Annotated in this window: 19 protein-coding genes; 10 read left to right on the top strand and 9 right to left on the bottom strand. The window is 61.4% G+C overall.

Annotation, left to right across the window (positions count from 1 at the left end; genetic code table 11):
* Nucleotides 1–2,894 (bottom strand): MobF family relaxase (gene mobF / locus GSQ83_RS13615; protein ID WP_254065673.1); only part of this gene is annotated, 2,894 nt, incomplete at its 3' end.
* Nucleotides 2,894–3,268, bottom strand: coding sequence for a hypothetical protein (locus tag GSQ83_RS13610; RefSeq protein WP_158803418.1), 375 nt, complete (start codon nucleotides 3,266–3,268; stop codon nucleotides 2,894–2,896). The genes mobF and GSQ83_RS13610, both read right to left, overlap by 1 nt.
* Before the next feature lie 784 nt (nucleotides 3,269–4,052).
* On the opposite strand from GSQ83_RS13610, the gene GSQ83_RS13605 reads away from it, so the two are divergent.
* The 4 genes from GSQ83_RS13605 (at nucleotide 4,053) to GSQ83_RS13590 (ending at nucleotide 7,541) form a co-directional block, all read left to right on the top strand.
* Entirely contained in the window at nucleotides 4,053–4,904 is an 852-nt protein-coding gene (locus GSQ83_RS13605; RefSeq protein WP_158803417.1) for a hypothetical protein, read from the top strand.
* On the top strand, nucleotides 4,897–5,970 hold the full coding sequence (locus GSQ83_RS13600) for a hypothetical protein (RefSeq protein WP_158803416.1): 1,074 nt from the start codon (nucleotides 4,897–4,899) through the stop codon (nucleotides 5,968–5,970). Before GSQ83_RS13605 ends, GSQ83_RS13600 begins: the two co-directional genes overlap by 8 nt.
* A 155-nt stretch (nucleotides 5,971–6,125) precedes the next feature.
* The gene (locus GSQ83_RS13595; protein ID WP_158803415.1) at nucleotides 6,126–6,650 is read left to right on the top strand and encodes a hypothetical protein; all 525 of its coding nucleotides are present in this window, start codon (nucleotides 6,126–6,128) and stop codon (nucleotides 6,648–6,650) included.
* 495 nt (nucleotides 6,651–7,145) lie between these two features.
* Nucleotides 7,146–7,541 carry a hypothetical protein gene (locus GSQ83_RS13590; protein ID WP_158803414.1) on the top strand — a complete coding sequence of 132 codons (396 nt, stop codon included), beginning with the start codon at nucleotides 7,146–7,148 and terminating at the stop codon, nucleotides 7,539–7,541.
* A 693-nt stretch (nucleotides 7,542–8,234) separates the two neighbouring features.
* Here the strand turns inward: GSQ83_RS13590 and GSQ83_RS13585 are convergent.
* Nucleotides 8,235–8,483, bottom strand: a complete 249-nt coding sequence (locus GSQ83_RS13585; RefSeq protein WP_158803413.1) for a helix-turn-helix transcriptional regulator — start codon at nucleotides 8,481–8,483, stop codon at nucleotides 8,235–8,237.
* A 628-nt stretch (nucleotides 8,484–9,111) separates the two neighbouring features.
* Complete coding sequence (locus tag GSQ83_RS13580) at nucleotides 9,112–9,687, bottom strand: hypothetical protein (protein WP_158803412.1); 576 nt, start codon at nucleotides 9,685–9,687, stop codon at nucleotides 9,112–9,114.
* 1,088 nt (nucleotides 9,688–10,775) lie between these two features.
* Between GSQ83_RS13580 and GSQ83_RS13575 the strand changes: the two genes are divergently transcribed.
* Nucleotides 10,776–11,126, top strand: a complete 351-nt coding sequence (locus GSQ83_RS13575) for a WGR domain-containing protein (RefSeq protein ID WP_371418013.1) — start codon at nucleotides 10,776–10,778, stop codon at nucleotides 11,124–11,126.
* 239 nt (nucleotides 11,127–11,365) lie between these two features.
* Here the strand turns inward: GSQ83_RS13575 and ssb are convergent, their stop codons facing one another.
* Complete coding sequence (ssb, locus tag GSQ83_RS13570) at nucleotides 11,366–11,812, bottom strand: single-stranded DNA-binding protein (RefSeq protein WP_158803411.1); 447 nt, start codon at nucleotides 11,810–11,812, stop codon at nucleotides 11,366–11,368.
* Nucleotides 11,813–12,118: 306 nt separating this feature from the next.
* Here ssb and GSQ83_RS13565 point away from each other — a divergent pair, with 306 nt between their 5' ends.
* Nucleotides 12,119–12,457, top strand: coding sequence for a hypothetical protein (locus GSQ83_RS13565; protein WP_158803410.1), 339 nt, complete (start codon nucleotides 12,119–12,121; stop codon nucleotides 12,455–12,457).
* A 180-nt stretch (nucleotides 12,458–12,637) separates the two neighbouring features.
* Here the strand turns inward: GSQ83_RS13565 and GSQ83_RS13560 are convergent, their stop codons facing one another.
* Together GSQ83_RS13560 and GSQ83_RS13555 are read right to left on the bottom strand one after the other, a co-directional pair.
* Complete coding sequence (locus GSQ83_RS13560; RefSeq protein WP_254065672.1) at nucleotides 12,638–13,591, bottom strand: DUF3991 and TOPRIM domain-containing protein; 954 nt, start codon at nucleotides 13,589–13,591, stop codon at nucleotides 12,638–12,640.
* A gap of 939 nt (nucleotides 13,592–14,530) precedes the next feature.
* Nucleotides 14,531–14,896 carry a hypothetical protein gene (locus tag GSQ83_RS13555; RefSeq protein WP_158803409.1) on the bottom strand — a complete coding sequence of 122 codons (366 nt, stop codon included), beginning with the start codon at nucleotides 14,894–14,896 and terminating at the stop codon, nucleotides 14,531–14,533.
* A gap of 248 nt (nucleotides 14,897–15,144) precedes the next feature.
* Between GSQ83_RS13555 and GSQ83_RS13550 the strand changes: the two genes are divergently transcribed.
* Complete coding sequence (locus GSQ83_RS13550) at nucleotides 15,145–15,669, top strand: hypothetical protein (RefSeq protein WP_158803408.1); 525 nt, start codon at nucleotides 15,145–15,147, stop codon at nucleotides 15,667–15,669.
* Between the two features lie 44 nt (nucleotides 15,670–15,713).
* On the opposite strand, the gene GSQ83_RS13545 is transcribed toward GSQ83_RS13550, so the two are convergent.
* The gene (locus GSQ83_RS13545) at nucleotides 15,714–15,983 is read right to left on the bottom strand and encodes an HU family DNA-binding protein (protein WP_158803407.1); all 270 of its coding nucleotides are present in this window, start codon (nucleotides 15,981–15,983) and stop codon (nucleotides 15,714–15,716) included.
* Nucleotides 15,984–16,120: 137 nt separating this feature from the next.
* Between GSQ83_RS13545 and GSQ83_RS13540 the strand changes: the two genes are divergently transcribed.
* Both GSQ83_RS13540 and GSQ83_RS13535 read left to right on the top strand, forming a co-directional pair.
* Nucleotides 16,121–16,285 (top strand): hypothetical protein, encoded by a 165-nt coding sequence (locus GSQ83_RS13540; protein WP_158803406.1) that lies wholly within the window; start codon nucleotides 16,121–16,123, stop codon nucleotides 16,283–16,285.
* A gap of 1,135 nt (nucleotides 16,286–17,420) precedes the next feature.
* A complete protein-coding gene (locus GSQ83_RS13535; RefSeq protein ID WP_158803405.1) occupies nucleotides 17,421–17,558 on the top strand; it encodes a hypothetical protein in 138 nt (45 codons plus the stop codon).
* A gap of 599 nt (nucleotides 17,559–18,157) precedes the next feature.
* On the opposite strand, the gene GSQ83_RS13530 is transcribed toward GSQ83_RS13535, so the two are convergent.
* Nucleotides 18,158–19,579, bottom strand: coding sequence for a hypothetical protein (locus tag GSQ83_RS13530; protein WP_216850149.1), 1,422 nt, complete (start codon nucleotides 19,577–19,579; stop codon nucleotides 18,158–18,160).
* Nucleotides 19,580–20,008: 429 nt separating this feature from the next.
* On the opposite strand from GSQ83_RS13530, the gene GSQ83_RS13525 reads away from it, so the two are divergent.
* Nucleotides 20,009–20,212, top strand: a complete 204-nt coding sequence (locus GSQ83_RS13525) for a hypothetical protein (protein ID WP_158803403.1) — start codon at nucleotides 20,009–20,011, stop codon at nucleotides 20,210–20,212.
* The last annotated feature ends 466 nt before the right edge of the window (nucleotides 20,213–20,678 follow it).

Here is a 20,678-nt window from a genome sequence, read left to right as displayed (position 1 = left end):
GCCATGTCCTCGGCCACCTTGGACCACATGTCCTCGGCCTTGATCGGCGTCAGGTCACCCAACGCGCGCCGGCTGCGAACGGCGTCGAAGGTCGCCTCGTCCGAAACCATTGTCCAAGTAGTTCCACGCGCCCGACTTTCCGCCACGTAGGCGGTGAACCCGGTCATACCAGCGGTGCCGCGGGGCAGGGCGTTGATGTGCTCGTCCGAGGTGATCCCCTGCGCGGCGTCGATCGTCATGGCATGCCCGAAGCCGACCAGAAGCCGCCCCGTCGCCTTGTGCTCGAGGCGCTTCCACTCGACCTCGCCCAGGCGCCCGGCCTTGTCGCGCAACACCAAGCCGTTCGCCATGCGGCCGACCACCTCGACGATATCGCCGTTGTTGCCGATCGAGCCGCCCTTGCCGTCGATCTCCGCCCAGGTCCGCCGGAACAGCCGGAGCTTGTCGCCCGTGGCGATCGGGATAGCGTACTGTTCGCCGCGCTGGTCGATGGCGTCGTAAACCTGTTCGTCATTCCGTAACTCGCCACGCACCTTCATCCGGTCGCGGATGGCGCGGCTGAGATCAGCGGTGTCGGCGTTAGTCGGCGCTGAGACGGTGATGCCGCCCTTCGACCCAGCCGCTGCGAGGGCGTCCCGCCGCTCCATGTAAAAGTCTGCGATCCGGCCGATGACCTGATCCTGGTCGCCGCCGATGAAGCGGGCGGTGCCGTCCTGGCGCTTCAGGGAAAGGGCTTTCTCGACTTCGCCAAGATGATGGTTTCGTCGCTCCTTGGCTTCCAACTCGGCCTGGGCATTGGCAAGGCGCGGCCCGCTGATCTTCCGTCCGCGGCGCCGCTTGGAAAGCTCGTCCAAGGAATCGAGGTCGGGCTCAGCTCCCCGGAACAGGCCCGCGATCATCCGCAGGCGACGCGTCTCGGATGCGTTGCGGCCCTTCTGGCGGACGGTGCTGAGCAGCTCGGCCTGTGCTTCCTTGGGCATCGCCCGCCGCAGGATCTCGATGGCATCGCCCGCCTCGACCGATTGCGCCTGCTCCCGATCGCCGAGTGCTTTGATGGTTAGACCAGTCGTGCGCTGCAGTTGGAGCAGAGCAAGCATTGCACGGGGCGCGACCTGGCTGATTTCGTCGATGACCAGGACCGTGTTGCGGCTGGCTGCGAATTCGCCGCTCTCGATCGCCTTCAGGAGCGGGTCCATGGCGAGCGTTCGACTAATCCCCGCATCCTTGAGTGCGTCGGCCTGCTTCCAACCCGTCGCCAGCCCAACAACATCCCGGCCACTCGTGTTGAAACGGGCATCTGCCTTCCAGGCTTCGACCAGGGGCTTGAGTAGCGTGGTCTTCCCGGCGCCCGCCACGCCTGTGAGCAACGTGAGGGCACCTCCCTGGCCGAGCGCATAGATCGCCGCCTTCTGGGCGGCCCCGTGGTCCGGCTCCGAGGTGAAATCTAGCCCCGAGACGGCGATCGCGGCCGCGATCGCGGCGTGTGACAGCGCGCCGGTCTTGTCGGCCGCGGCGCGGGCCGCCTCCGCGGCGAGGCTTTCCTCGATTCGGACCTGGGCGGTGTTGGTGACGCGGACCTTGTCGCCGGACATGCCAAGGATGAGCGCCACCTGCTCGCCCTTCAGCGTCAGGCCCCGCTGCTCGATAAGCGACACCACCTGATCGATGTCAGCGACACCGCCGGCGATGCCGGTGCCGATCAGACCGCGCGCCGCATACATCCGGAGCTTGTCGTGGTCGATGACGGCGGCTGTGTGGAACTCCTGGGCAAGATGGCGGGCGGCGAACCGGTAGGCAGCGTCGAAGCGTTCGGCGGCCGGCCGTGCTTCATGCTGGGTTTCACCGAGAACGGTCTGATGGTGCCAGCCGATCGTGGCGGCCTGCTCCCGCCAGATTTCTTGGTCGTTCTTGTCGCCGTGCTTCTTCAGGCGCGAGGCGAGGCCGGCCGTGGAAAGGATCTTGAACTTGCCCTCGACGGACAGCGCGTCCCAATCGAGCCCTTGCGACTGGGCATAGGCCTTTGCCGATCCCAAAACCTGCCTGCGTCCTTTGCTGAACAGATCAATAGCCTGTTGCGGGATCGCCTCGAGCACGATGGCTTGCTGGTTCTTGTCGTAGCCGGTCGCGGCGCCGAGTAGGCGCAATTCATCGGCCAATCGCGCCTGGAAGAAGGCGCCGAATTCGTGCACGCGGCTGTGGAGACGCTGGGTGTCGAGGGAACCCACGCGACCATCCTTAGTAACGACCAGGTTGAAGAGGGCGTTGTGGATGTGAGCATGCGGGTCGCCCCTGACCGGCGACTGCGCCAGGTATGTTGCGCCGTGGGCGCCATCTTGGACGGGTAGGGTAGGGCGGGCGGTGTGATGACGAAAGCTCACCCATCCGACTTCTCCCGGGTCGGCGCCGTCCTCTCCGGCCTTCCCCCTACGCGCCCAACCGACCTCCCGAGCCACGAAACGCATGGTGGCGTCGTTCGCACGATCGATGGCGTGCCAGATCATGGCGCTCTCGGCGGCCGTCGCCGCAAACTCCGCCGCCAGGGCGACTGACTTGTGGGGTGCCAGCGTCAGGTCATAGGCGCTGACCTGGCGCCTCTGCTCCGTCCAGGCTTCGCCGGTATCGGCGCGCTTGGCTTCGAATAGCCGATCGAGATCGGCGTCCTTCGGCATGGTCCGCGGATCGATACCAAGCGCTTGCGCCAACTCAGCAGGCATATCCGGCCGCCACGTCGCCCGGCTGTCGCGCCCTGTGTAGTACGAGGTGAGCCGGCCGCCGCTGTCCAGCACCCTGCCAGGGTCCGTCCGGAAGTCATGGGCCGGCTGCGGCGTATTCTCGGTGAAGTAGGCGCGGATCAACTTGCCGGCGGACGCGGCCGCCAGCTTGCGGAAGGTCATCACGAGGCCGCACTCCCGTCAGCGCCATGGTTGGCAGCAGCCCCATACCCGTTCGTCCCGGACGCCCCTTTCATGGCGCGGACGACATCGTCCGGCAGACTCGTCGCCATGCTGTCGATGCGGCGATCGATGCGCCGGAGGAGGACTCCGTTATCACCGACCCTCGCCACCAACTCAGCCAGCAATTCCTGCATTGTCGGCCCGTCATCAAGCGCCGGGGTGAGCTTCTCGATGACGACGCCCAGTTGCTCCGAAAGGAGCCGCAAGATCGCGCCCTGTGCTTCGAGGGCGCCGTCGATCTGCACCTGCCCAGCCTTCAGTTCATCCTGGCCGCGTGTGATGAGGCTCAGCGATTCAGTCGGGTCGGTCGTCATGACGCTCTCCTTGTGTCGGCGAGAGCATCCCGAAAACTGGTGCGAACGAACTCCGGTGTTTTGGCGACCCGCGTCAATGTGTGTCGCCGTGCACGACGGGTGCAATGGTGTATGGAAAGCCCGTTTTGCTTTCCGGTTCCTTTCCGGAAGTCGTCCGGATCGTGTCCGGTTCCTTTCCGGATTCTTGGCGGAAGTTTTGGCGCTAGCGCGATTTTTAGCACTGCCCGTTCGCACCAAACACAAAGAGGCTGCCGCTAGGCAATCCAGCGGGGCGACATGAGCCGACGGCTGACCAAGCGAGACCTTCGGCAGCTCGATCGAGACGAGCACGGTGCCACTTCGCGCGTCTATCGCTACATTCGCGACAGCTACGCCGAATTGGTCGATCGAAAAGTGGGACGCCCTGGCGGCCCGAGTTGGGAATCCTTTGCACAGCTACTGGTCAGCCGAGGGCAGACAAATGGCAAAGGGGAGCCCCTGACAGGGGACACCGCGAGAAAGCTGTTCCACCGCGTTTCGCGCGAGATCGAAGCGCGACCAACACACGGACCAAACCGGCCCACTTCAGCGCACCGTTCGCGCCCGCGAGAAGATTGGCAGCCGCCCGTAACGCGAACGGTGATGCCTGTCCCCCGACGCGCGCCTCCTCCACCGACCCGGCCCCCGGCTCAAGGTGGCTATGACCACCTGCCCGAGGAGGTGAGAGCGCAGCTAACCGCGGTGGATGAACAGTTTGCCTATCTGGACCGGCACATCATCCGACCAAAACAGAGGACGTAAAACCATGCCCGTAGCATCGAAGGTGGCCAGTGAACGTCGACCCATCCTCTTCATTGGGGTGGGTCGGCAGAGGGTCGGCAAGACAACCTTCCTTAACACCATCATTCAGGCCATGCGGGAGCAGGGCGCGGAGTTGGTCATCTGGAATGCTGATCTTCTCAATGTCACCTATAACCTGCCCCTCTTTCATGAGGATGTTCTTGAACCTCCGTCAGCGGATTTCGACGACGTCAAGTCCTGGCTGGAGGAGCGCATTCAGGACCAGATCGACGGTCAGTACAATGCGTTCCTCGACGTTGGAGGTGGTGACACGCCGCTGAGCCGGATCGTGCGGGAAATCCCGATCGTCCAGACACTGGAACGCCAGGGCATCAGAGTTGTGCTCGCCCATGTCATCGGGCCGGAACAGGCGGATGTCGATTATCTCCGCCATTTCACGGCGCAGGAGCTCTTCGCACCTGAAGCGACATTGATCGTGCTCAACGCTGGGCTGATCATGTCGGGGCGGTCGGCCAGCAATGCGTTCACCTCGATCAAAAGCCACCCGATCGTGACGGACGCCCTCGTGCAAGGCGCAAAGCTCGTGATGATGCCGCCGCTGTCGTGCATGTCGCAGGTCACAGATCGCGGTCTGACATTTTCGGACGCGGCGGAGGGCGTCGTCAAAGGTGACCATCCGAGACTTTCCTTCTTCGACCAGGAGCGTGTTGCGATCTGGTGGACAAAGGCGATACCGGCCTTCATTGCCTCGATCCCTCCGCTCTGGCTGCCGGCGCCCTCAAGAAGCGCCGTGGTGGAGGGGGTGGCGACCGATCCCAAAGCGGACGTGGAAGTCGAGGAGCACGCCCGTGCTTGAGACGGAACGTGGCCGCCGCGTGTCGTTGATGGAGCCGTTGATACGCGACGCCTTTGGCAAAGTGGCCAAGGTCGTTGCTGATATGATCGATGAAGACGTTCGCAAAACGCTCGCAGCCATGGCAGCGGACGCGACCGAGTGTTTCATCTGGGAGGGATTGGAGGTCAGGGCCTGGGATCGCTACGAGGCCGGGGGTGCACTCAAGGCCGAGGTCGCGGAACTGAACGTCAGCTCCGAGTTGGCGAAAATGACTCGCGAGCAACTCCTCACGGTTCTGAACCTCTACCATCAAGGGGGAGAGGTTCAGTTCATCGGGACCTCCGATCCCTGGAAGGTCTTCACGCGTGCGCAGGGGTCGCCGGCCGCGACCATCTATGTCCTGTCGCAACCCTCCAATCCACTCGATCTCGTCGTTCGTGTTGTGCTGGGAAAACGTGACCAGACCTCGGATGTCTTGCCGAGGGCGGGAATCGCCTTGGCGTGGCAAAAGGCGACCACTGCTGCGATGCAACTATGGGTCCGGACCAATCAACAGCGCGCGCTGTCTGATCACCCGGCCTTCGAGTATGTCGTGCAGAAGCTGCAACCGGGCCTTCCCGGTTTATATATTATTCGTACACCACCTGTGCCGTTCTCGCCGATGCTTCCCGTGGCGACTTATCAACACCGCGCCGGGGCCGCGGTGTTCGAAACGCTTGAAGAATATGAGCAGTGTGAGAGGTTCTACAGCGAGATTGGCGCGGCCTTCTTTCAAACACCGCCCAACTTCCGCAACAGACCGCCCTTTTCCTATCTCCCCGCACGTTTGGCAGACGGCATTGAGGAGGGACGGGCGATGGTGGTTCAGACACCCTGGCCAGACGTTGGCGCGGTCTCCGTCTACGCAATGCCCGCTTCGATCTTGGCGAGCCGACCGGACCTCAAGTCCGCCGGCTTTAGGGAGCGGTATGGTGTGCAGTTCGACAAGGACATGACGACCGCGGCTGAGTTCTGGCAACGCTTCCCGGGAGGCGTTGCCATTGAGGCCGGCCGGTCGGAACATCCGCGCGCCGCGAGGCGAAGCTGATGGGAAACGACGGACGCCTGACCGGCTCTATCCCGCCGTCCTTGGATCTCGCTGAAATGCGTAGCCGCTTTGCAGACCGGTTATCGGCTGTCGAGACGGCCGCGCGTGATTGGGGGGTCCGACCCGAATATCCAGAAGGAATATTCATCTCGACAATGATCGGCACGCAGGCTGGGTTCGCGGAAGTCGCGTTGGGCGTCGCGGACGCGCTGCTGGCCATTGTGGAGCGGGCGAAGGCCGCGGGAGAGGATGAACTGGCCAAACAGAGGGTCGTGACGGAACGGACGCGCCAAACGCTGGCCAAGGCGAGCGGCGTGATCGAGAATCTGGACAGGGGTGCGCGGCGGGTGATCGCGCAGATCGAGGTCGATAAGACCGCGGCCTTGGCCCAGTTGGTCAAGGACATCCTGCCGGACATGACGCGCGGCGTTCGGGAGGCGCTCGTCATCAAGCAGCGCAGATACAATCACAATCTCGAGTTTGTACGTGCTCTTTGTCTTGGGGCGCTGATGGTGGGCCTTGTGCTGACAGGCTACGTCTGGGGCACGTGGTCCGACTGGGGTATGGCCGGTCGTGTTGAAAAGATCGGCGCTGCGATCGAGCGTTGCCAGCTGACGCCCCATTGGGAGGACGATAAGGGAAATCGACTCTGTGAGATGAAAGACTTCTCTGGGATTTAGCGTGTCGGTTCGCACCGGACCGCCGGACGATCAGGTCCAACCTGATCGGAGGTGCGCGTGGAAGCACAGAGGGTTCAGCTAAGAGGCCGAAGGGCGGCGGGACGGCGAGCGATGCAAGTTTTGACCAGCTCCGCAGTTGGGTTCGTGTTCTGGGGATCAGCCGCGCTGGCTGACCCAGAACCACAAACGTTAAGCGGTGTGCCGCAGCAAATTATCCCGGAGGCTACCGAGGTTGGACTACCTCCATTTGCGATGCCACCTGGAACGGTCTCGGTCATCGGGGGTAGCACGACTGGAACCCGCGACACGACCGGAACGGGGACGTCAACGGACAGCAGTGTCCTCGACACAATGCTGGGAACATCTTGGGGTGCTTCTGCCGAGCAAAGCGCGGAGGCACTCGGAGTCAACGCAACAGCGGTGGCGGCAACCTGCGTGCTCGAGAGTGGGTGTCAAAACGTGGCTGGAACGGGGAGCATCACCGGGGCGTTCCAGATGACCTCCGCGACCTTTCAGTCGAGTCTAGCGGCGGCGCTGGCGCAAGATCCAAGCCTGGCGGCGGACGTCGTGCCGGGAACTGCAGGTCAGAGTGATCCCGCGACGGAAGCAATCGCAGCCGCCGAATACTTGAAGCATGGAGCACAGTCGCTAGAGAATGATGGAGTGACTGACCCCACGGTATTGGACGTCAGGAGTTATTACAATTTTGGCCCCTCCGGCGCGGCCATCGCCACGGCCGATGGAAGCGCGACAATGGCGTCTGTCTTATCAACCGCTTCAGCGGCGACTCTGGCGAGCAACGGCATTACACCGGGCGAGACCGTCGTGCAGTGGCGGACGTCGGTCTCGAATAAGATCGGAAGCGCCGCTTCGGCTTCTGTTTTGACGTAGGGAAGTGACTTATGCGGCTCACCACTACCTGGTTCGCTCTCGCCTGTTCGATCATCGCCACTGGCGCTTCCGCGCAAGGATTGCACGCGGTAAAACCTCTGGGCGGTTGGACCTGTATGAAACTAAATCTATCGGAGAAGCAATCGCTCGACCCCTCCGCACATGTGATTGTTCGTGCCGGCCCCGGTGCCGACGCTCCTGAAGCAGGCTGGGCGGCAATGACCGTCGCAGTCCGCTTGCCCATCCGTGACGTCAATGGATTTGAGGAGATGCTTTTTCCAAATGGGAAGCGCGTTTGGATTGCGGCGAAATCCCTAAGCCCATGGAGCAGTGTTGCGGACCCAGCCGCGCGCTGCGTGCCGTCGATAATGTCGAATGGTAAGCCTGGGTTCGCCTACCCTCATTGAATCAGGCAAGAGCTGTGGCAGCGCGAACGTGGCCAATCAGCTTCGCCTCTATGCTGCACAGGCGCGCGCACTGGCGACCGCCGGTGCGCGGGTAGTGCCGAGTCCTATCGAGCCCGGCCACTCGGTCAGTAAGACCATTTGTTCTCAGGGATGACTTCGGTCTGAGCGGTGCGGGTGTAGGTCACGGGCACTTCCCAGAGCACTTCGGCGACGCGACCTTGGCCGGCTTCGCTACTACGAAAGCAATGAAGGCTTTCTTCCTTGCGCGCTGGCTGGGAGTAAGCATTCAGCTTTTCGCGGAGGTGCCAACGGTCAGAGTGGCATCAAGAATCGAAAGTGGTTTTCGTGTGGGGCCGGGGTTAGCGACATGGACGGCGACCAGCACCTCGAGCCATTTCGCGACGGCAGGATCGATATCGCTCTCGCCGGCCAGCCAACGTCTGAGCGTTGTTCGGTGTTCACCGGTTCGCCGAGCGAGTTCTCGCTCGGACCAGCCCAGGACGATGAGGCACAGCGACAAACGATAGGGAGACATCGGCAGCGCCGGACTGTGTCCATAATGGCCACATGACGCTCCCGCCGGGATGTGGCCATTATGGACACACAGGCCGCTCGGGGCCAAAGCTGCTGACGAACGACTATGATCTGTCTTTGTGTGCAGAACCACACTGCCGATCGGATCCATTGACCGAGCATCGAAGATTTCGGTGCGAACGACGACATCCATCTCGTCGGTCGCACCAGATTGTCGCACCCTTTGCCACAGCAGATTGCCGGCGATGGCGTGGCCGACAGGAGTGAGACTGCACCACAAGGTCGCTGCAGGCGAAGGATGTTTGTATCAGAACTGTTGACCAAGTTTGGTGAGTTTAAGCCGCGGTAGTTGGCCGGCAGGGCGCGCGCAGGTCGCTGTCGGCGTTGGCGTGCCCGCACGTCATGATGTGCTTTTGCCTGACTGCTGGGCGTGACGCGGCTTGATTTCTGCAAAATTGCCTTGTGCAAGTGGCACCCTGCTTGTGGGGGCGCTGACAGAAGGGGGGTCGTGGAGCGGCCGCCGGCTCGTTGTGTTGACTCGCGGTGCCAACACGCGGCTGGGTGCTGCAACCTGCGACGCCCATTTGCTTGGAAAATAGGAGGCGGGGGCCAAAGCTCCCGCCTTAGTCTTAGCCTTCAAAGGCGCCCATCTGGGCGGTTGCCTTGGCGCGGCTGACGTTCGGGGCCTGGCTCGGGACCTCGTAGGGCTTCCACTCATTGCCGGTGAGGTGCGCGTAGGCGGAGACGGCGCCCTCGGCGGCTGCCAGGAGAGCATGCGCCTGGAGACCCATCTCGGCGGCGAAGATGCGGGCGCGTTCCGCCCGGCTCTCGAAGCCGCTTACGCCATCGCGGTCTTCGTCGCGGTCCTCATTGGCGACCTTCATGGTGAGGTCGCGGGCCTGGGTGACCTTCCCTGTGTAGAAATGGCCGGCGCCGAAGGCGGAGCTGACATAAGCGCCGACGATCCGCTGCAGGTGCATCTCGAGGGCTTTTTCGGAGAGGGGGAGTTCCTTGGAGGCGAGGGCCAGGTGCTCCTCGGTTGCTTCGCGGATTCTGGCGGTGTCGACGGGCTCAAGGCCGAAGGTGCGGGAGAGGTTTTCGGCGAGCGCAGTGTGGGGGCACAGACTAGCGGCGAATTCGAGGGTAACGGGCTGGCGGTTCTGGGTGGTGCGGGCGGCGGTCCGGGTGCGGGTCTTGCTGGCCATGATTTCGATCGCTCTTGCGCCCGATTGGTTCGCCGGCCCAGTGCCGGCTCTCCCCCTCGGGTGTGGTCGACCAGAACCGGGTAGGAGGGAGCGGAAACCCCTAAGGATGGCAGTGGTGCGGGAGCATAGCGACCCGGTGCCGTGCGAACCGCAGGCGCTTTGCCGTTTGGCGAAGCGGGGGTTGGAGTGAGTGACGCCCGGTTCAGACAACAACAGCGCGAGGGGTGAGACCGGACAAGGCAGACCAGGCGGACCGCGGGTGCATGCGACGAAATGCCCCATGGTCAGCAAGACCCGCACCCAGACCGCCGTCCGTGCTTGCACCGCCCCTTAAGGACCGCCCCTGGACTTGAGCGCCAGCTTGTGCACAACGCCCCCTTATTCTCCAAGCTCCCTTGGCCGTCTCTCGACAGCAGCGTCTGCCCGTCATCGAAGACCGGCACCTGGATTTCGCCAAGGAAACGCGGCCGTCCCAAAGCGCGGCTTGGACATAGGACATCTTCAGAACGTCTTTGAGCGCAGCCGCGATTGGGCTGTACGCCAAGCTCACAGACCGCTCCTCCAAGCTGATCGGCATAGAGTCTGCGACGCCGTGAATCTTAACGCGAGCGTGTTCGAAAGTCGGCTAAGTAGTGCCGCTCACAAGGTTGGCGTGGCGGACCGGGCTGCCCGACCGGCTGCCGAGGATGCTGATCCTGCCTCTGCTTCTGCTACGCTGGGTGAGGAGGCTGGAGAGGATCTGCACAGGCCAGACCGTACCGAAGCTGCGTGGGACAGGCGGCTTACGGGAACAGATGGCGAGCGTCCTACATGCCGATCCCGTAGACTGATCACCGACCTCCGCTTGCGGCCCGTCCGGACGCCGTCTTGCTTCCGGATGACGCCGGCGCGACCAGGCGCTTGTCGCCCTCCGACCGGTGGCTCATGCAGGTCCAAACGACGCCGGCACGAGTATTAAAGCCGAAACTAGCGAGAGCGCCACAGACGAAGCAGGTACGCGTCGCCGCAACTGTACAGTCGGAATTGTCCATAGCAAGCCCCGTGAACGCGGCACTGTTCATCGCCCCGCGATTTGCTAGGCTCCTGTCATGGCGACTCGTGGTGCGAACCGAAAGAAACTTCAACCGGTGCAGCTGCCATTGTTTCCGGATAGCGCGGCGTCGTGCCGCATCCGGCCGGACTTAAACGAGTGGCGGTATTACAGGATGGAGGTGTGGCCGGACCTGTTCGGTCGCGCGCTTCTCATGCGCCAGTGGGGCCGGATCGGGACGAATGGTGCCAGCGGATGGACCCGCATCCTGATCCCGGAGCTGCTCTCAATACCCTGGCCCGGATTGCACGATCAAAGCACCGAAGAGGTTATAGGGCGCGGCCGTAGACGCTTGAGTTGCGCGGCGCGGACGGGCCGATACTTCCTGAATGCCGCCGGAACGTGCTAGGGCCGAGGCTTCACGGTCGCGTCCTGAAACCATGATCTCAGGACAATCACACCGCGCGAATCAACTGGCTCGTTTATGCCAAAAGCCCAGTAGTCAGGCGGGGCAGTCCGCGGTGGCGAGGTCCGCTGGCTAGGCCCCAAAAAACGATTGATCGTCGCGCGGTTCACTCGCGCATCCTCCCCATCGAGATGGACGGCCGACGACCCGCACACAGAGCGCGGGCCGTTGGCGCGCCCGCCCTAGAACGGAATTTCGTCATCCAGATCCCGGCCCGCGTGCGGCAGGTCTCCATCGCCCGTGCTTTCATCCGCCGTGCCGGTCTGGCGATGGCCTCCATTCGTGTTCGAGAGCATCGTCATCTCGCCTTTGAAGCGAGCGAGCACCACCTCGGTGGAGTAGCGCTCAATGCCGGAGTGGTCGGTCCACTTCTGCGTCTGCAGCTGGCCCTCGACGTAGACCCTTGCGCCCTTGTTCAGGAAACGCTCAGCGACCTCCGCGATCTGGCTGTTGAACACAACAACGCGATGCCACTCAGTGCGCTCCTTGCGCTCACCGGACGCCTTGTCGGTCCAGCTCTCACTCGTGGCGAGGTTGAAGGTAACGATCTTGTCTCCGGACCGACTGTTGCGGACCTCGGGGTCCTTGCCGAGATTGCCGACGAGGATAACTTTGTTGACGGAAGCCATGTCATTTTCCCACAATTTACTACGAAGAAAGGCATCTGGCTTTTGCCGTCGGCGTCCCTTCGTGTGCGGCCCTGGGAACCGGCCGGAAGAGATGGACAACGGAACGTGCTTGCGTTGGACCGGAGCCACACGGAACGGAGCGAGTATGGCGAGGACCCACCCGTTTTCCGGAACGCGCGGTTGGTTCAAGCCGCAGCAACACGAAAAGGGGCGAGACGGCCGAGCGAAGCGCCATGGCCCTCCCAGCTCTCCACCCGTTTCTGCGTTCACATGCGTGTTGTGCTGGATGTCGAAGGACGGCAGGGAATGATCGTGACGCGCCGGTATTCTTCTGTGCCCACGCAGGACGTGGTATATCCTTCCGCAATCCAACCGGAAGGCAAGTACATGAGCACCCCTATACACGACTGGGTTTCGCCTCGTCTGGACGCTATGCTTGCAGACGCAGTGAAAGAAGGAATGGATCGTCAGACAGTCGTGGCGGTGATGACCGACATCATAGCGAGATCAGCCTATAATGAGGCTGTGACGCCACCGGAAGACCCTGTGCTGAGTCCCGTGTCGGATATCGAGCATGAGCCGGTTCCTGCCTCGCCTTTACGCTTCGAGCGGCCGATTTTTAGTGGCGGGTATTCTGCCGGCTGAAAGTTCGCGAGTCGCGGGCCGTCGAGATAGCTGTTCGGACGGCGGCAGTCCCCCCCGCCGAGATTACTGGCGTCCGGGAGAGCCCGACTGCCAGATCGAGATCGGTCCAATCCGTGGGCTGCGGGGCGATCAGGTTAAGTCGTCGCCCGGAGCTCAGCCGAACCCAGGCGCGATCGGGCTTCATACCCGCCTCCCGTGCCGTAACACGTCATTCCAATCCTTCGCTCCATTTGCCGGGAGTAGGCGGCGGACCTTCAGATCCACGGCTCTGGCCATCTCCGTCAAGCGGTCCGCGTAGCCTTGGCCGGCGCTGTCATTGTCGGTCGCGGCGGCGAGCTCGCCGCCCTCCTGCGCCGCAAGGGCCTGAAGCTGGCGCTCGAGAGCGGCAAGCGTGCCCGGTCCCATGCCGCCGGCTGTCGCGGTGTAGAGTGTGTCGCCGCGGAGATTTTCGATTGCCGCGATGCTCATCGCGTCGATTGGCGCCTCGGCGACAACCAGACGTTTGACCGAGACAAGGCTAGTGCACCGCCAGCCCGGTAGCCGGAATAGTGTCTTCTCGCCGCCGGGGCTGAAGCCGCGGTATTCGGGACCGCGCATTTCGATCCCGGTAAGGCGACCTTCGTTGTCACGATGGGCAAACCAGGCACTGCCATGCGGCCCTTCGCGCAGCATGCCGGCGCTGATCGCCGCGGACACGACAAGCGCGGGTAGATGGCGTGTCTCGGTCAGATAACACCATGTCGGTGATCCCGGCCACGGCAGCCGCCGACGCTCCCACTTCACCGCACATGGCACGTCCGGCGCTGGCTTTGCCAACAGTCGTTCGTGGACCGGGAAATCCGGGCTCAGACCGATGAAGGGACGGAGAACCTTGCGGATCTCGCCAAAACTCAGGCCCGGATTGAGGAACTGCACCAACCCGAAGATGTCACCCTTGGCCGTGCTGGTGGGATCCCACCATCCGCGGCCTTGATGTGTCACCAAAAGGATCTCGCCCTTGGCTCTGCGGTATTTGAGGCAGTTGCGCGTGCTCTCTTTCACGTCCAACTGCCATGGTGGAGGATGCCGCTCGAGCAACACCGCGCAGCTCACTCTCGACCTCATCTCGTCCAGTTCGGTGTGTTTGATGCTCATCGTCCGTACTTCCCTCTCAGAATACGGTCCGACGATCGCGTAGCCTGCACGGGACAAGGGCGCCTGCGGAGCAGGCGGGAGCGCTCGCGACGCACCCTTGTGGCGCGCAAAGGTGAATGCGGTATCGGCATTCTCATCACCTTCAGCAGTTTGGTTCTCTCGTCAGCCTGCCGGTGATCGGTGCGAACGAAGCCTCCTCGCGCCAATTTTTCGCCCGTTTGACGATCTCCTCGCAGTGCCGCGACCCCGTTTCCGCATCAATCGGGTGCAACACAGCAAACTGTTGATGTTCAACGCGCGACGTGGCAGGAGGACTCATCGCACCAACAGCGGCAGGCTGGAGAAACATGGCGACGACGACCCGAGCGTGGGAACTAGTCCACGAGGAACATACGCCGATAAAGCAGGCGGCAAGAAAACTTGGTGTTCGGGTATGCGAGCTCTATGAGCTCTTGGAGAAAGAGAAAGCCGAGCGGGACAGTGCCACTCACCGGGCCGTCGCTCTTTTATCCGCCGTCACTGCACCTCGGGCCGCTCCGACTACGGAAGATGTAAGCGTCCAAGTGCGCGCCAGGCAGCTCCTGGATAACGGGCTTGCAACGCGGGTCATCTGCGAGCGGCTGGGGCGCACCGAACGATGGCTTGCCTCGGTGAAGCAGACACGCGAGGCGGCGCGCAGTGCCAGGGCCGTTCGGGACTAGCGCGCCGAGCAAGAGCGGCACACGACCGAACAGGTGGAATCGTCTTTGGCCAAGCGACGGGTAGGCGGACATTGAGCGTCACCCTCGTCTGCCTGCGGCTACGTCCGAGTCGTTGGATTGTCTGAATGGGCTGACGACAGCCAACCTTGTCGTCGTCCATAGGCTGCGTGCATTGAGCGAGATGTACTATGTAAATGGATGGGGCCTGTCGCGATCTGCTTGCAGATGGGACAGTCGATCACTCGGCCGCCGCAGCCTGTTCCGTCTGCAAACCGAGTTCGTGCCGAATATGGGCGTAACGCACGGGATCCAGAAGTCGGCGATCCTTGGCGAGTTGGCGCAGCGCGGCCAGCCCTGCTTGGGTGAAAAAGGCTCGCGGCATGCCCCGGTCCGTTTGGACCTCTACAAGACCGCGGGCCATCATGGTCTGGATCGCGGGAGGAAGCTTCGGCTTACCGGCCAAAGGCCCTGCACGCCAGACACGCAGGAACATGCCTTCCGCTACGGAGGGGAAGCTACCGAAGTGCTGACCGAGTTCACGCCGAATGATGTCGCGCTCAGGTGCTGTAAAGGCATCAATGGACGACGGGGAATGGATGACCATCGCTCAACTTACCATGGTTGGCTGCGTCTGGAAGCGGTCCCTCGATTTACCCATCAGCGATGACTGGATAGCTGGCGTATACGCGACGCCGCGCGACGCCTGCGACACGCGAGCCCGTGGCGGCTGATTCATATAGCTGATTTTTCAGCCATGACTGATTCAGCGAATTCATAGGGTTGCACCGACATTGCCGTTGGCGTGCAACGAGGAGGGGGTTAGGATTTGCCCAGTACAGAAGAGAACCTGACATGGTTGTCGTAAGAGCCACGGCGGCACGGCTGGAACTCGAGGCGCCCTATCATCCGGCACTGCCGTATCGCGCGAGGCGGGCCGGAGGGACGTGGCTTGGCCCGGCAACCGGCTGGGTGTTTCCGCTCGGAGCAGAGCAGGCGCTGCGCGCACTCTGTCAAGATATATGGGCTGTCGATGGCAGTATTGCTGCCATGGAAGACATGGTTGACCTTCAAATCACGGTCGACGAGCGGGTGCCCTCTCGCTCCGTTTTCGAGGCGCATGAGACGCCGATCTATCTCGTGGGACGCGAGATTGCCGCGTCGCTGAGGAACCTGCGTGGAGCGCGTCCAGGTCGCGGCGTTCGGTTCCTGTCAGGGAAGCCACGATGCTTCACATCGCCAAGCACCTGGTCCACGTCTATTCCAAATGGTGCTGTCTTCGAATTACGCGATGTGCCGCGCTGCGCCACTAGCCGCTTCCGGGAAGCGGTCAGCGACGCAGGCCATGTCGAGGAGGGGACTCCTCGCATAGAAGGCTGACTACGGTCTGAAGCGTAGTGGCAGATCTGGCCGGAAGTCGGGCGCTACACCAGCTTCTTGAGCGACGGCGACACTTTGAACCTGACGGTTTTGCCGGCCTTTACTTTGACGGGCTCGCCGGTGCGCGGGTTGAGTGCCTTGCGGGCCTTCGTCTTGGCGACGCGAAACGTGCCAAAGCTCGGCAGGGTAAAGCCACCGGAGGTCTTCAGCTCTTTGACAATGGCATCTATGAGGTCGGCTGCCGCCCGATTGGCAGCGACGCCGGTAAGCTCAGCAGAGTCTTGCAACACGGAGGCAATGAAGGCTTTTGACATAATCTACAATCCTTAGAACCTTTGAGACGTAACGTTTGCCCCAGATGGCCTCAGAAGTTCAAGTGCCAGACAGAGGATCGAGCTTCGAATGGCCATGCATATTTCGTTAGCTGCTCCGTGGAAGCTTGGCGATATCAATGGGGATCAACGTCGGCTGCTCCGACGACATTACCGACTTTTCATCCGCCGTCGGTTTAGCCATTCGCTTCCGCAAGGTCCTGGCGCTTCTCGTGCGGAGAGACTGCGGCTCGGTCATCATGCCATCCTTCGAAGCAAGTCGCCCAGCGGCGGCGGAGTTTTGATGGGAGAATGCGAAGGCTAAGCCGGAGACTGCACGAACCGGAACTCTGCCCGGAGCGACGGGCGCGTCAAGTAATCAAGGAAAACCCGCAGGATGGCGAGTGCAAGCGCAACCACCGCCATCGCTGCAAAGAATAGTGCTACGACGGCCGCTATCCGCACCCAGAGTGGGTCGCTGTCGTGATCCATGGCGGTGCAGACTACCGGATCGGACGCGGCATCTGTCAAACTTTATGCACTGCTAGTGGCCTGATCGGCGGGTCACGCCGCTAGTGACTATACCTCAGTCAACCGATTCCTCTACCGTTGTCCATCGCGGCTTTTCGTCTTGACTTCGATCATAAGGACAACAACGTCGTCAAAAGATTAGAGATCAGTTTGTCCAGATTGCCCCCTGTTTCAGGGCAGCGGCTAGGCGGATCGAGTTGAGCACTCCAGGACGCCGGCGCTTCATACCTCGCATTCCGGCTCCGGAGGCGGCCGCTCAGACGCGCCGGGCGGCAGAGCAATTGCATGCCACAAAAAGGTGCATGTAGACTTTTAGCGCTTTGTGATCTTTACAAGTTTGTGATTGATCACGATGAATCGCGAAGGCTTAAACTGACACGAGAGGAAGGACGATTCCGTTGCCCTGGACACGCATCACTGATCCGAATCACGCTGCCGAACTTCTGCCCGTGGTTTTCCGGCCGCATGATCGGCGAGCGCGGCTCATTTGGGTGCGACAGCCAGCGCGCCGTAGATTAGGAAATTACGGTTCATCAAGCCATTCTGCGGGACAAATGGACGCCTTCATAGGCCCTCTACCGAGAAGTGGAGGCGCTAGCGGATCGCCAACAATCTCCTCGCGAACGAGCCGCATGCGGCGGCGGAGGCTTGCGCTAGACGCGCGCTTCGCGAAGTTGGACGCGGAGATCGTAAGGCCATTTCGGTCATTCCGAGCAAGCAGGGTGGTAAGAGCATCATGGACGACCTCGGCGACAAATTCCGCAAAATCCTCGATCGCGCAATGTGCATGTCCTCCCGTGCATCGCTGCGGCTCCACTAAATCCGAATGCCTTGCCTCCGTTTGCTTTCGGAAATTCACTAGTTCACTGTATGGGTGCCTCAAGCCTTGCTAAGGGCCATCATGTGGGCATGACCGATCATCCCTCAGATACCTATCCCGCATGGTTGAAAGTCGGCGCGGCTGCGGTCTTCGGCCTGCTCTACCTTGCGCGACCCGTTGCGATAGGTCTCGGCAGCGCCTTGGGCTGGGTGATCAAGCCGACATGATGACAAGCAAAAACCCCACAAATGCTCCCACGGCTTGTCGTCAGCGCATAAGTCTCGCGGGCGTCGGGGAGGATCGGCGCCCAGGTGCTGCGACATTTCTTCGGTAGGAAGGAGGAAACGCGTCCTGGGCGCCGGCAGCTTTACCTTGGGGTAAGTGGTCGAGAAGCGACCAGCTCGCACCTCTGCCCACAACAGCAGGGTACGGGACACCCGGCTTCAACAGGATGAAGCCTGTTGACCTCGGCTCGACTATGCCACTCACCCAACCAACCAACCAGGGCTCACCTTCCATTGCTAACCCTCTCCCCTGGAGCTCTAAAAGGCCACATCAACACCCTTGATGGCTCGACATTCCATATTCGATACTGATAGACCCTTCTTGCGTGTTGATGGAGCGAGGGAGGAGCGGCCCTTCGGCCTCGTCCATCCGTTAGTAGCAGGCAGGGTAGCTGGTCTCTTGTGCACAATGAGCGCAATTGGTCTGACTACGCCTCCAACCACAGCGTCAACGGCCCCGCGGGTAGCTACTTCGGGGATCGTGCTCTGTGACTGAGCGAGCCACATCTCGCACCAGAGGCTTACTCCTCATCTCAGCTCTGTCAGGCCGGGGGAAACAGGACGTCCTGTTCACGGCGGAGTGCCACGAGGCGGTCATTCGCGAGATCGAGCACCACGTCGTCATAGGTGAGGTACTCGCCTTTCGAGACGGCTCGTTTCATTGTGGCACCGCGCGCCAGGGCGAAGGGAAGAAAGTTGCCTTCACTCACAATGCGCGCCTTTTCCACACGCCCCGCGACGCAAAGGCCGCCGATCTCGTCGATGACCTCACCCTCGAGGAGATCCTTCTTCGTCAGCGCCATGACGTCGGCGTAGCGCTTGCCGTTTGTCAGAGGGGCTATGGTCACCTGCCGATCGATGACCGCCATGGCGATAGAGATCGGCGCTTGGATCGCCACGTAATGATAAGGCGTATAAAAAATGCCGACCGTCGACTTTCCTGTCGGCGATGGAGGTAACTGGGCGCCAGCTGCGCTACCGAGCGGACTCCTCTCGTCCACCAGGTTGCCGAGACCAGACATTGAATTCATAAACACTCGCTGCAGTTCATTCCGAATTCGCACTACGACGAAGCACCAGACAGGCTGGACGTGGGGGCCTTCGGCCGGGATGATACGTTCGACCACACCGGTGCGACTAAGGATGCCGCCATTTTGGCGGCTGTCGAGGAGCTGGGGGACACGCTGCGCGACTTCACTAAAGGTGACGGCCGGTCCATGCATTCCGCGGATATCGGGCTCAAGCCCGGTCGCGTTGGCGATCATGCAGCACTCTTCGTTCGTCTTGGAGCCGTCGACGAACGAGGCGAAGAGGGCTGAATTGCGCTGCACGGCGCCGGCGCTCACGTTCTTGAGGTAGGCGCCGACGTTTTCCTTATTCCATTTGGCATCGCCGCCGCCGTAGTCATGCCGCCCGGCGGCAAGAATTTCGAAGCCTAGCGCATCGGCTTCATCATACAGCGCCTTCACTACACCCGGTTCATCGTCGTGAATGCCCGTATAGACGACGCCAGCGTCGTCCGCCTTCTTCTTGAGGATGTTCCCAACGAGCACGTCACCCTCAACGTTGAAAGTGACAAGGTGCTTCTTGGCGGCGATCGTGGCCAGCGCGACATCGGCGAAGAAAGTCGGGTTGCCGGTTGCCTCCACGACGCAATCAATCTGTGGCAGGCCCCAAGCGATTTCCGGCTTCGTCGCGATCACCTTTTTGCCGACAGCCAGCGCCGCTTCCGCTTCCTCGAGAGATGCACAACGTGCGATCCGGTTCTCCATGAAGCCGGCGGCAGCCAGCACTTCGGCGGCACGGTGGAGGTCGACATCTACTACGACCTCAGCCTCCATTCCCCGTGCCATGGTGAGCTGATCGACAAGCGCTCCGCCCATGGCACCGGTGCCTATGACCGCGACCCGGATGGGACCGTATGTTTCACTGTGCTTTCGGATGCGATCGTTTATCCCGAACATTTATTCCTCGCCCTATTTATGCCGGTTGAGCTTGTCGCGCCGGGGAAATGGCCTGATTGCCGCTGGATATTCTCTCACCTTAAGGGCGAACACTGGCACATCTCCGTAGGATCGTCGACATGCCGAGTCTGTCAGGCTTGCTCTCGTTGCCCTGCCAAAAATTCAGCAAACGACCTCAGGCGGATGCAGGTCTGATAGATGGTTGTCCAGTCGGCTATGGGCACCCCGGCGTCTAAAAATGGAGAGGCGGTGCCGCCTAGTCTTCCGAACGCTAACGTGGCAATGACTTATGTCTTTAGATGAGTGCGTTAAATTGCTATCATATTCAAACTGCTTGGTCGCTGCGTCACGTCGAAGAGGGCATGCCAGATCGTACGTCGGTTTTAACATGAGGTTGGAGTTACTTCTCAGTGCATGGAGGGAGGAATTATGAACACGCTCGATGATCTGAGGGCAGACTGGATCAGAACCCGGAAGACGCTGTCCGTTCACATCGGATATCTCGAGTCCGGCAGGAAAATTTACCCGATTGATCAAGATCCTGACGCTGCGTCGGCTGAGTTGCTGAGCAAGCTAAGAGATTATCACGCTGAAGTTCAACAGTGGCTTGCTCAGCTTCCCAGCCAGGCATAGCCACCGACGATTGCTGCGCTTCCCACTGCCCGAGGTTTCATTGACCCTTGGGTTAGTGAACCAAAGGTTTCAAGATCGTTCAGAGCCCGTGGAAGGAAGATCGATCATCACCGGTCTTAAAGCGAAAGTTATCGAGCGTTGACATCATCGAGCTGGTTCGGTCGAATCTTTCGGTTTGCACAACGGCGGCGCTTTGGCCAGCATGGACAAGTTGATGACAATCGAGGTCGTCGTGCAAACTCTCCGCGAAAAAAGGGTTGTTGCAGCTTTAGTCTCAAACGGTCTTCACTGTGATGGTGTCTGCGCGTGAGCGATTGGAAGGTCTGACGCGCGAATTATTCCGTTTTGACTACTGAAGCTCAACTGCTGGGTCGTGCTTTGCGACTGGGAAACACCGCTGATCCTGTGGTCACCGCTATCGTATAATGTCACTGTTTCAGCCTGCTTTACTGCGACACGCCTTGCA

This window comes from Acidisoma sp. L85 (genome assembly GCF_009765865.1).
In the GTDB taxonomy this organism is placed as follows: domain Bacteria; phylum Pseudomonadota; class Alphaproteobacteria; order Acetobacterales; family Acetobacteraceae; genus Acidisoma.
The sequence above is the reverse complement of the archived record's forward strand: the minus strand, read 5'-3'. Positions and strand labels throughout refer to the sequence as shown.

What these genes read in the sequence shown, in the direction of transcription:
- GSQ83_RS13595 (WP_158803415.1), top strand. Translation starts at nt 6,126, where the DNA reads ATGATCGGCACGCAGGCTGGGTTCGCGGAAGTCGCGTTGGGCGTCGCG.
- GSQ83_RS13575 (WP_371418013.1), top strand. Translation starts at nt 10,776, where the DNA reads ATGGCGACTCGTGGTGCGAACCGAAAGAAACTTCAACCGGTGCAGCTG.
- GSQ83_RS13605 (WP_158803417.1), top strand. Translation starts at nt 4,053, where the DNA reads ATGCCCGTAGCATCGAAGGTGGCCAGTGAACGTCGACCCATCCTCTTC.
- GSQ83_RS13530 (WP_216850149.1), bottom strand. Translation starts at nt 19,579, where the DNA reads ATGTTCGGGATAAACGATCGCATCCGAAAGCACAGTGAAACATACGGT.
- GSQ83_RS13560 (WP_254065672.1), bottom strand. Translation starts at nt 13,591, where the DNA reads ATGAGCATCAAACACACCGAACTGGACGAGATGAGGTCGAGAGTGAGC.
- GSQ83_RS13555 (WP_158803409.1), bottom strand. Translation starts at nt 14,896, where the DNA reads ATGGTCATCCATTCCCCGTCGTCCATTGATGCCTTTACAGCACCTGAG.
- GSQ83_RS13590 (WP_158803414.1), top strand. Translation starts at nt 7,146, where the DNA reads ATGACCTCCGCGACCTTTCAGTCGAGTCTAGCGGCGGCGCTGGCGCAA.
- GSQ83_RS13550 (WP_158803408.1), top strand. Translation starts at nt 15,145, where the DNA reads ATGGTTGTCGTAAGAGCCACGGCGGCACGGCTGGAACTCGAGGCGCCC.
- GSQ83_RS13565 (WP_158803410.1), top strand. Translation starts at nt 12,119, where the DNA reads ATGATCGTGACGCGCCGGTATTCTTCTGTGCCCACGCAGGACGTGGTA.
- GSQ83_RS13545 (WP_158803407.1), bottom strand. Translation starts at nt 15,983, where the DNA reads ATGTCAAAAGCCTTCATTGCCTCCGTGTTGCAAGACTCTGCTGAGCTT.
- GSQ83_RS13525 (WP_158803403.1), top strand. Translation starts at nt 20,009, where the DNA reads ATGAACACGCTCGATGATCTGAGGGCAGACTGGATCAGAACCCGGAAG.
- ssb (WP_158803411.1), bottom strand. Translation starts at nt 11,812, where the DNA reads ATGGCTTCCGTCAACAAAGTTATCCTCGTCGGCAATCTCGGCAAGGAC.
- GSQ83_RS13585 (WP_158803413.1), bottom strand. Translation starts at nt 8,483, where the DNA reads ATGTCTCCCTATCGTTTGTCGCTGTGCCTCATCGTCCTGGGCTGGTCC.
- GSQ83_RS13535 (WP_158803405.1), top strand. Translation starts at nt 17,421, where the DNA reads ATGACCGATCATCCCTCAGATACCTATCCCGCATGGTTGAAAGTCGGC.
- GSQ83_RS13580 (WP_158803412.1), bottom strand. Translation starts at nt 9,687, where the DNA reads ATGGCCAGCAAGACCCGCACCCGGACCGCCGCCCGCACCACCCAGAAC.
- GSQ83_RS13610 (WP_158803418.1), bottom strand. Translation starts at nt 3,268, where the DNA reads ATGACGACCGACCCGACTGAATCGCTGAGCCTCATCACACGCGGCCAG.
- GSQ83_RS13540 (WP_158803406.1), top strand. Translation starts at nt 16,121, where the DNA reads ATGGGGATCAACGTCGGCTGCTCCGACGACATTACCGACTTTTCATCC.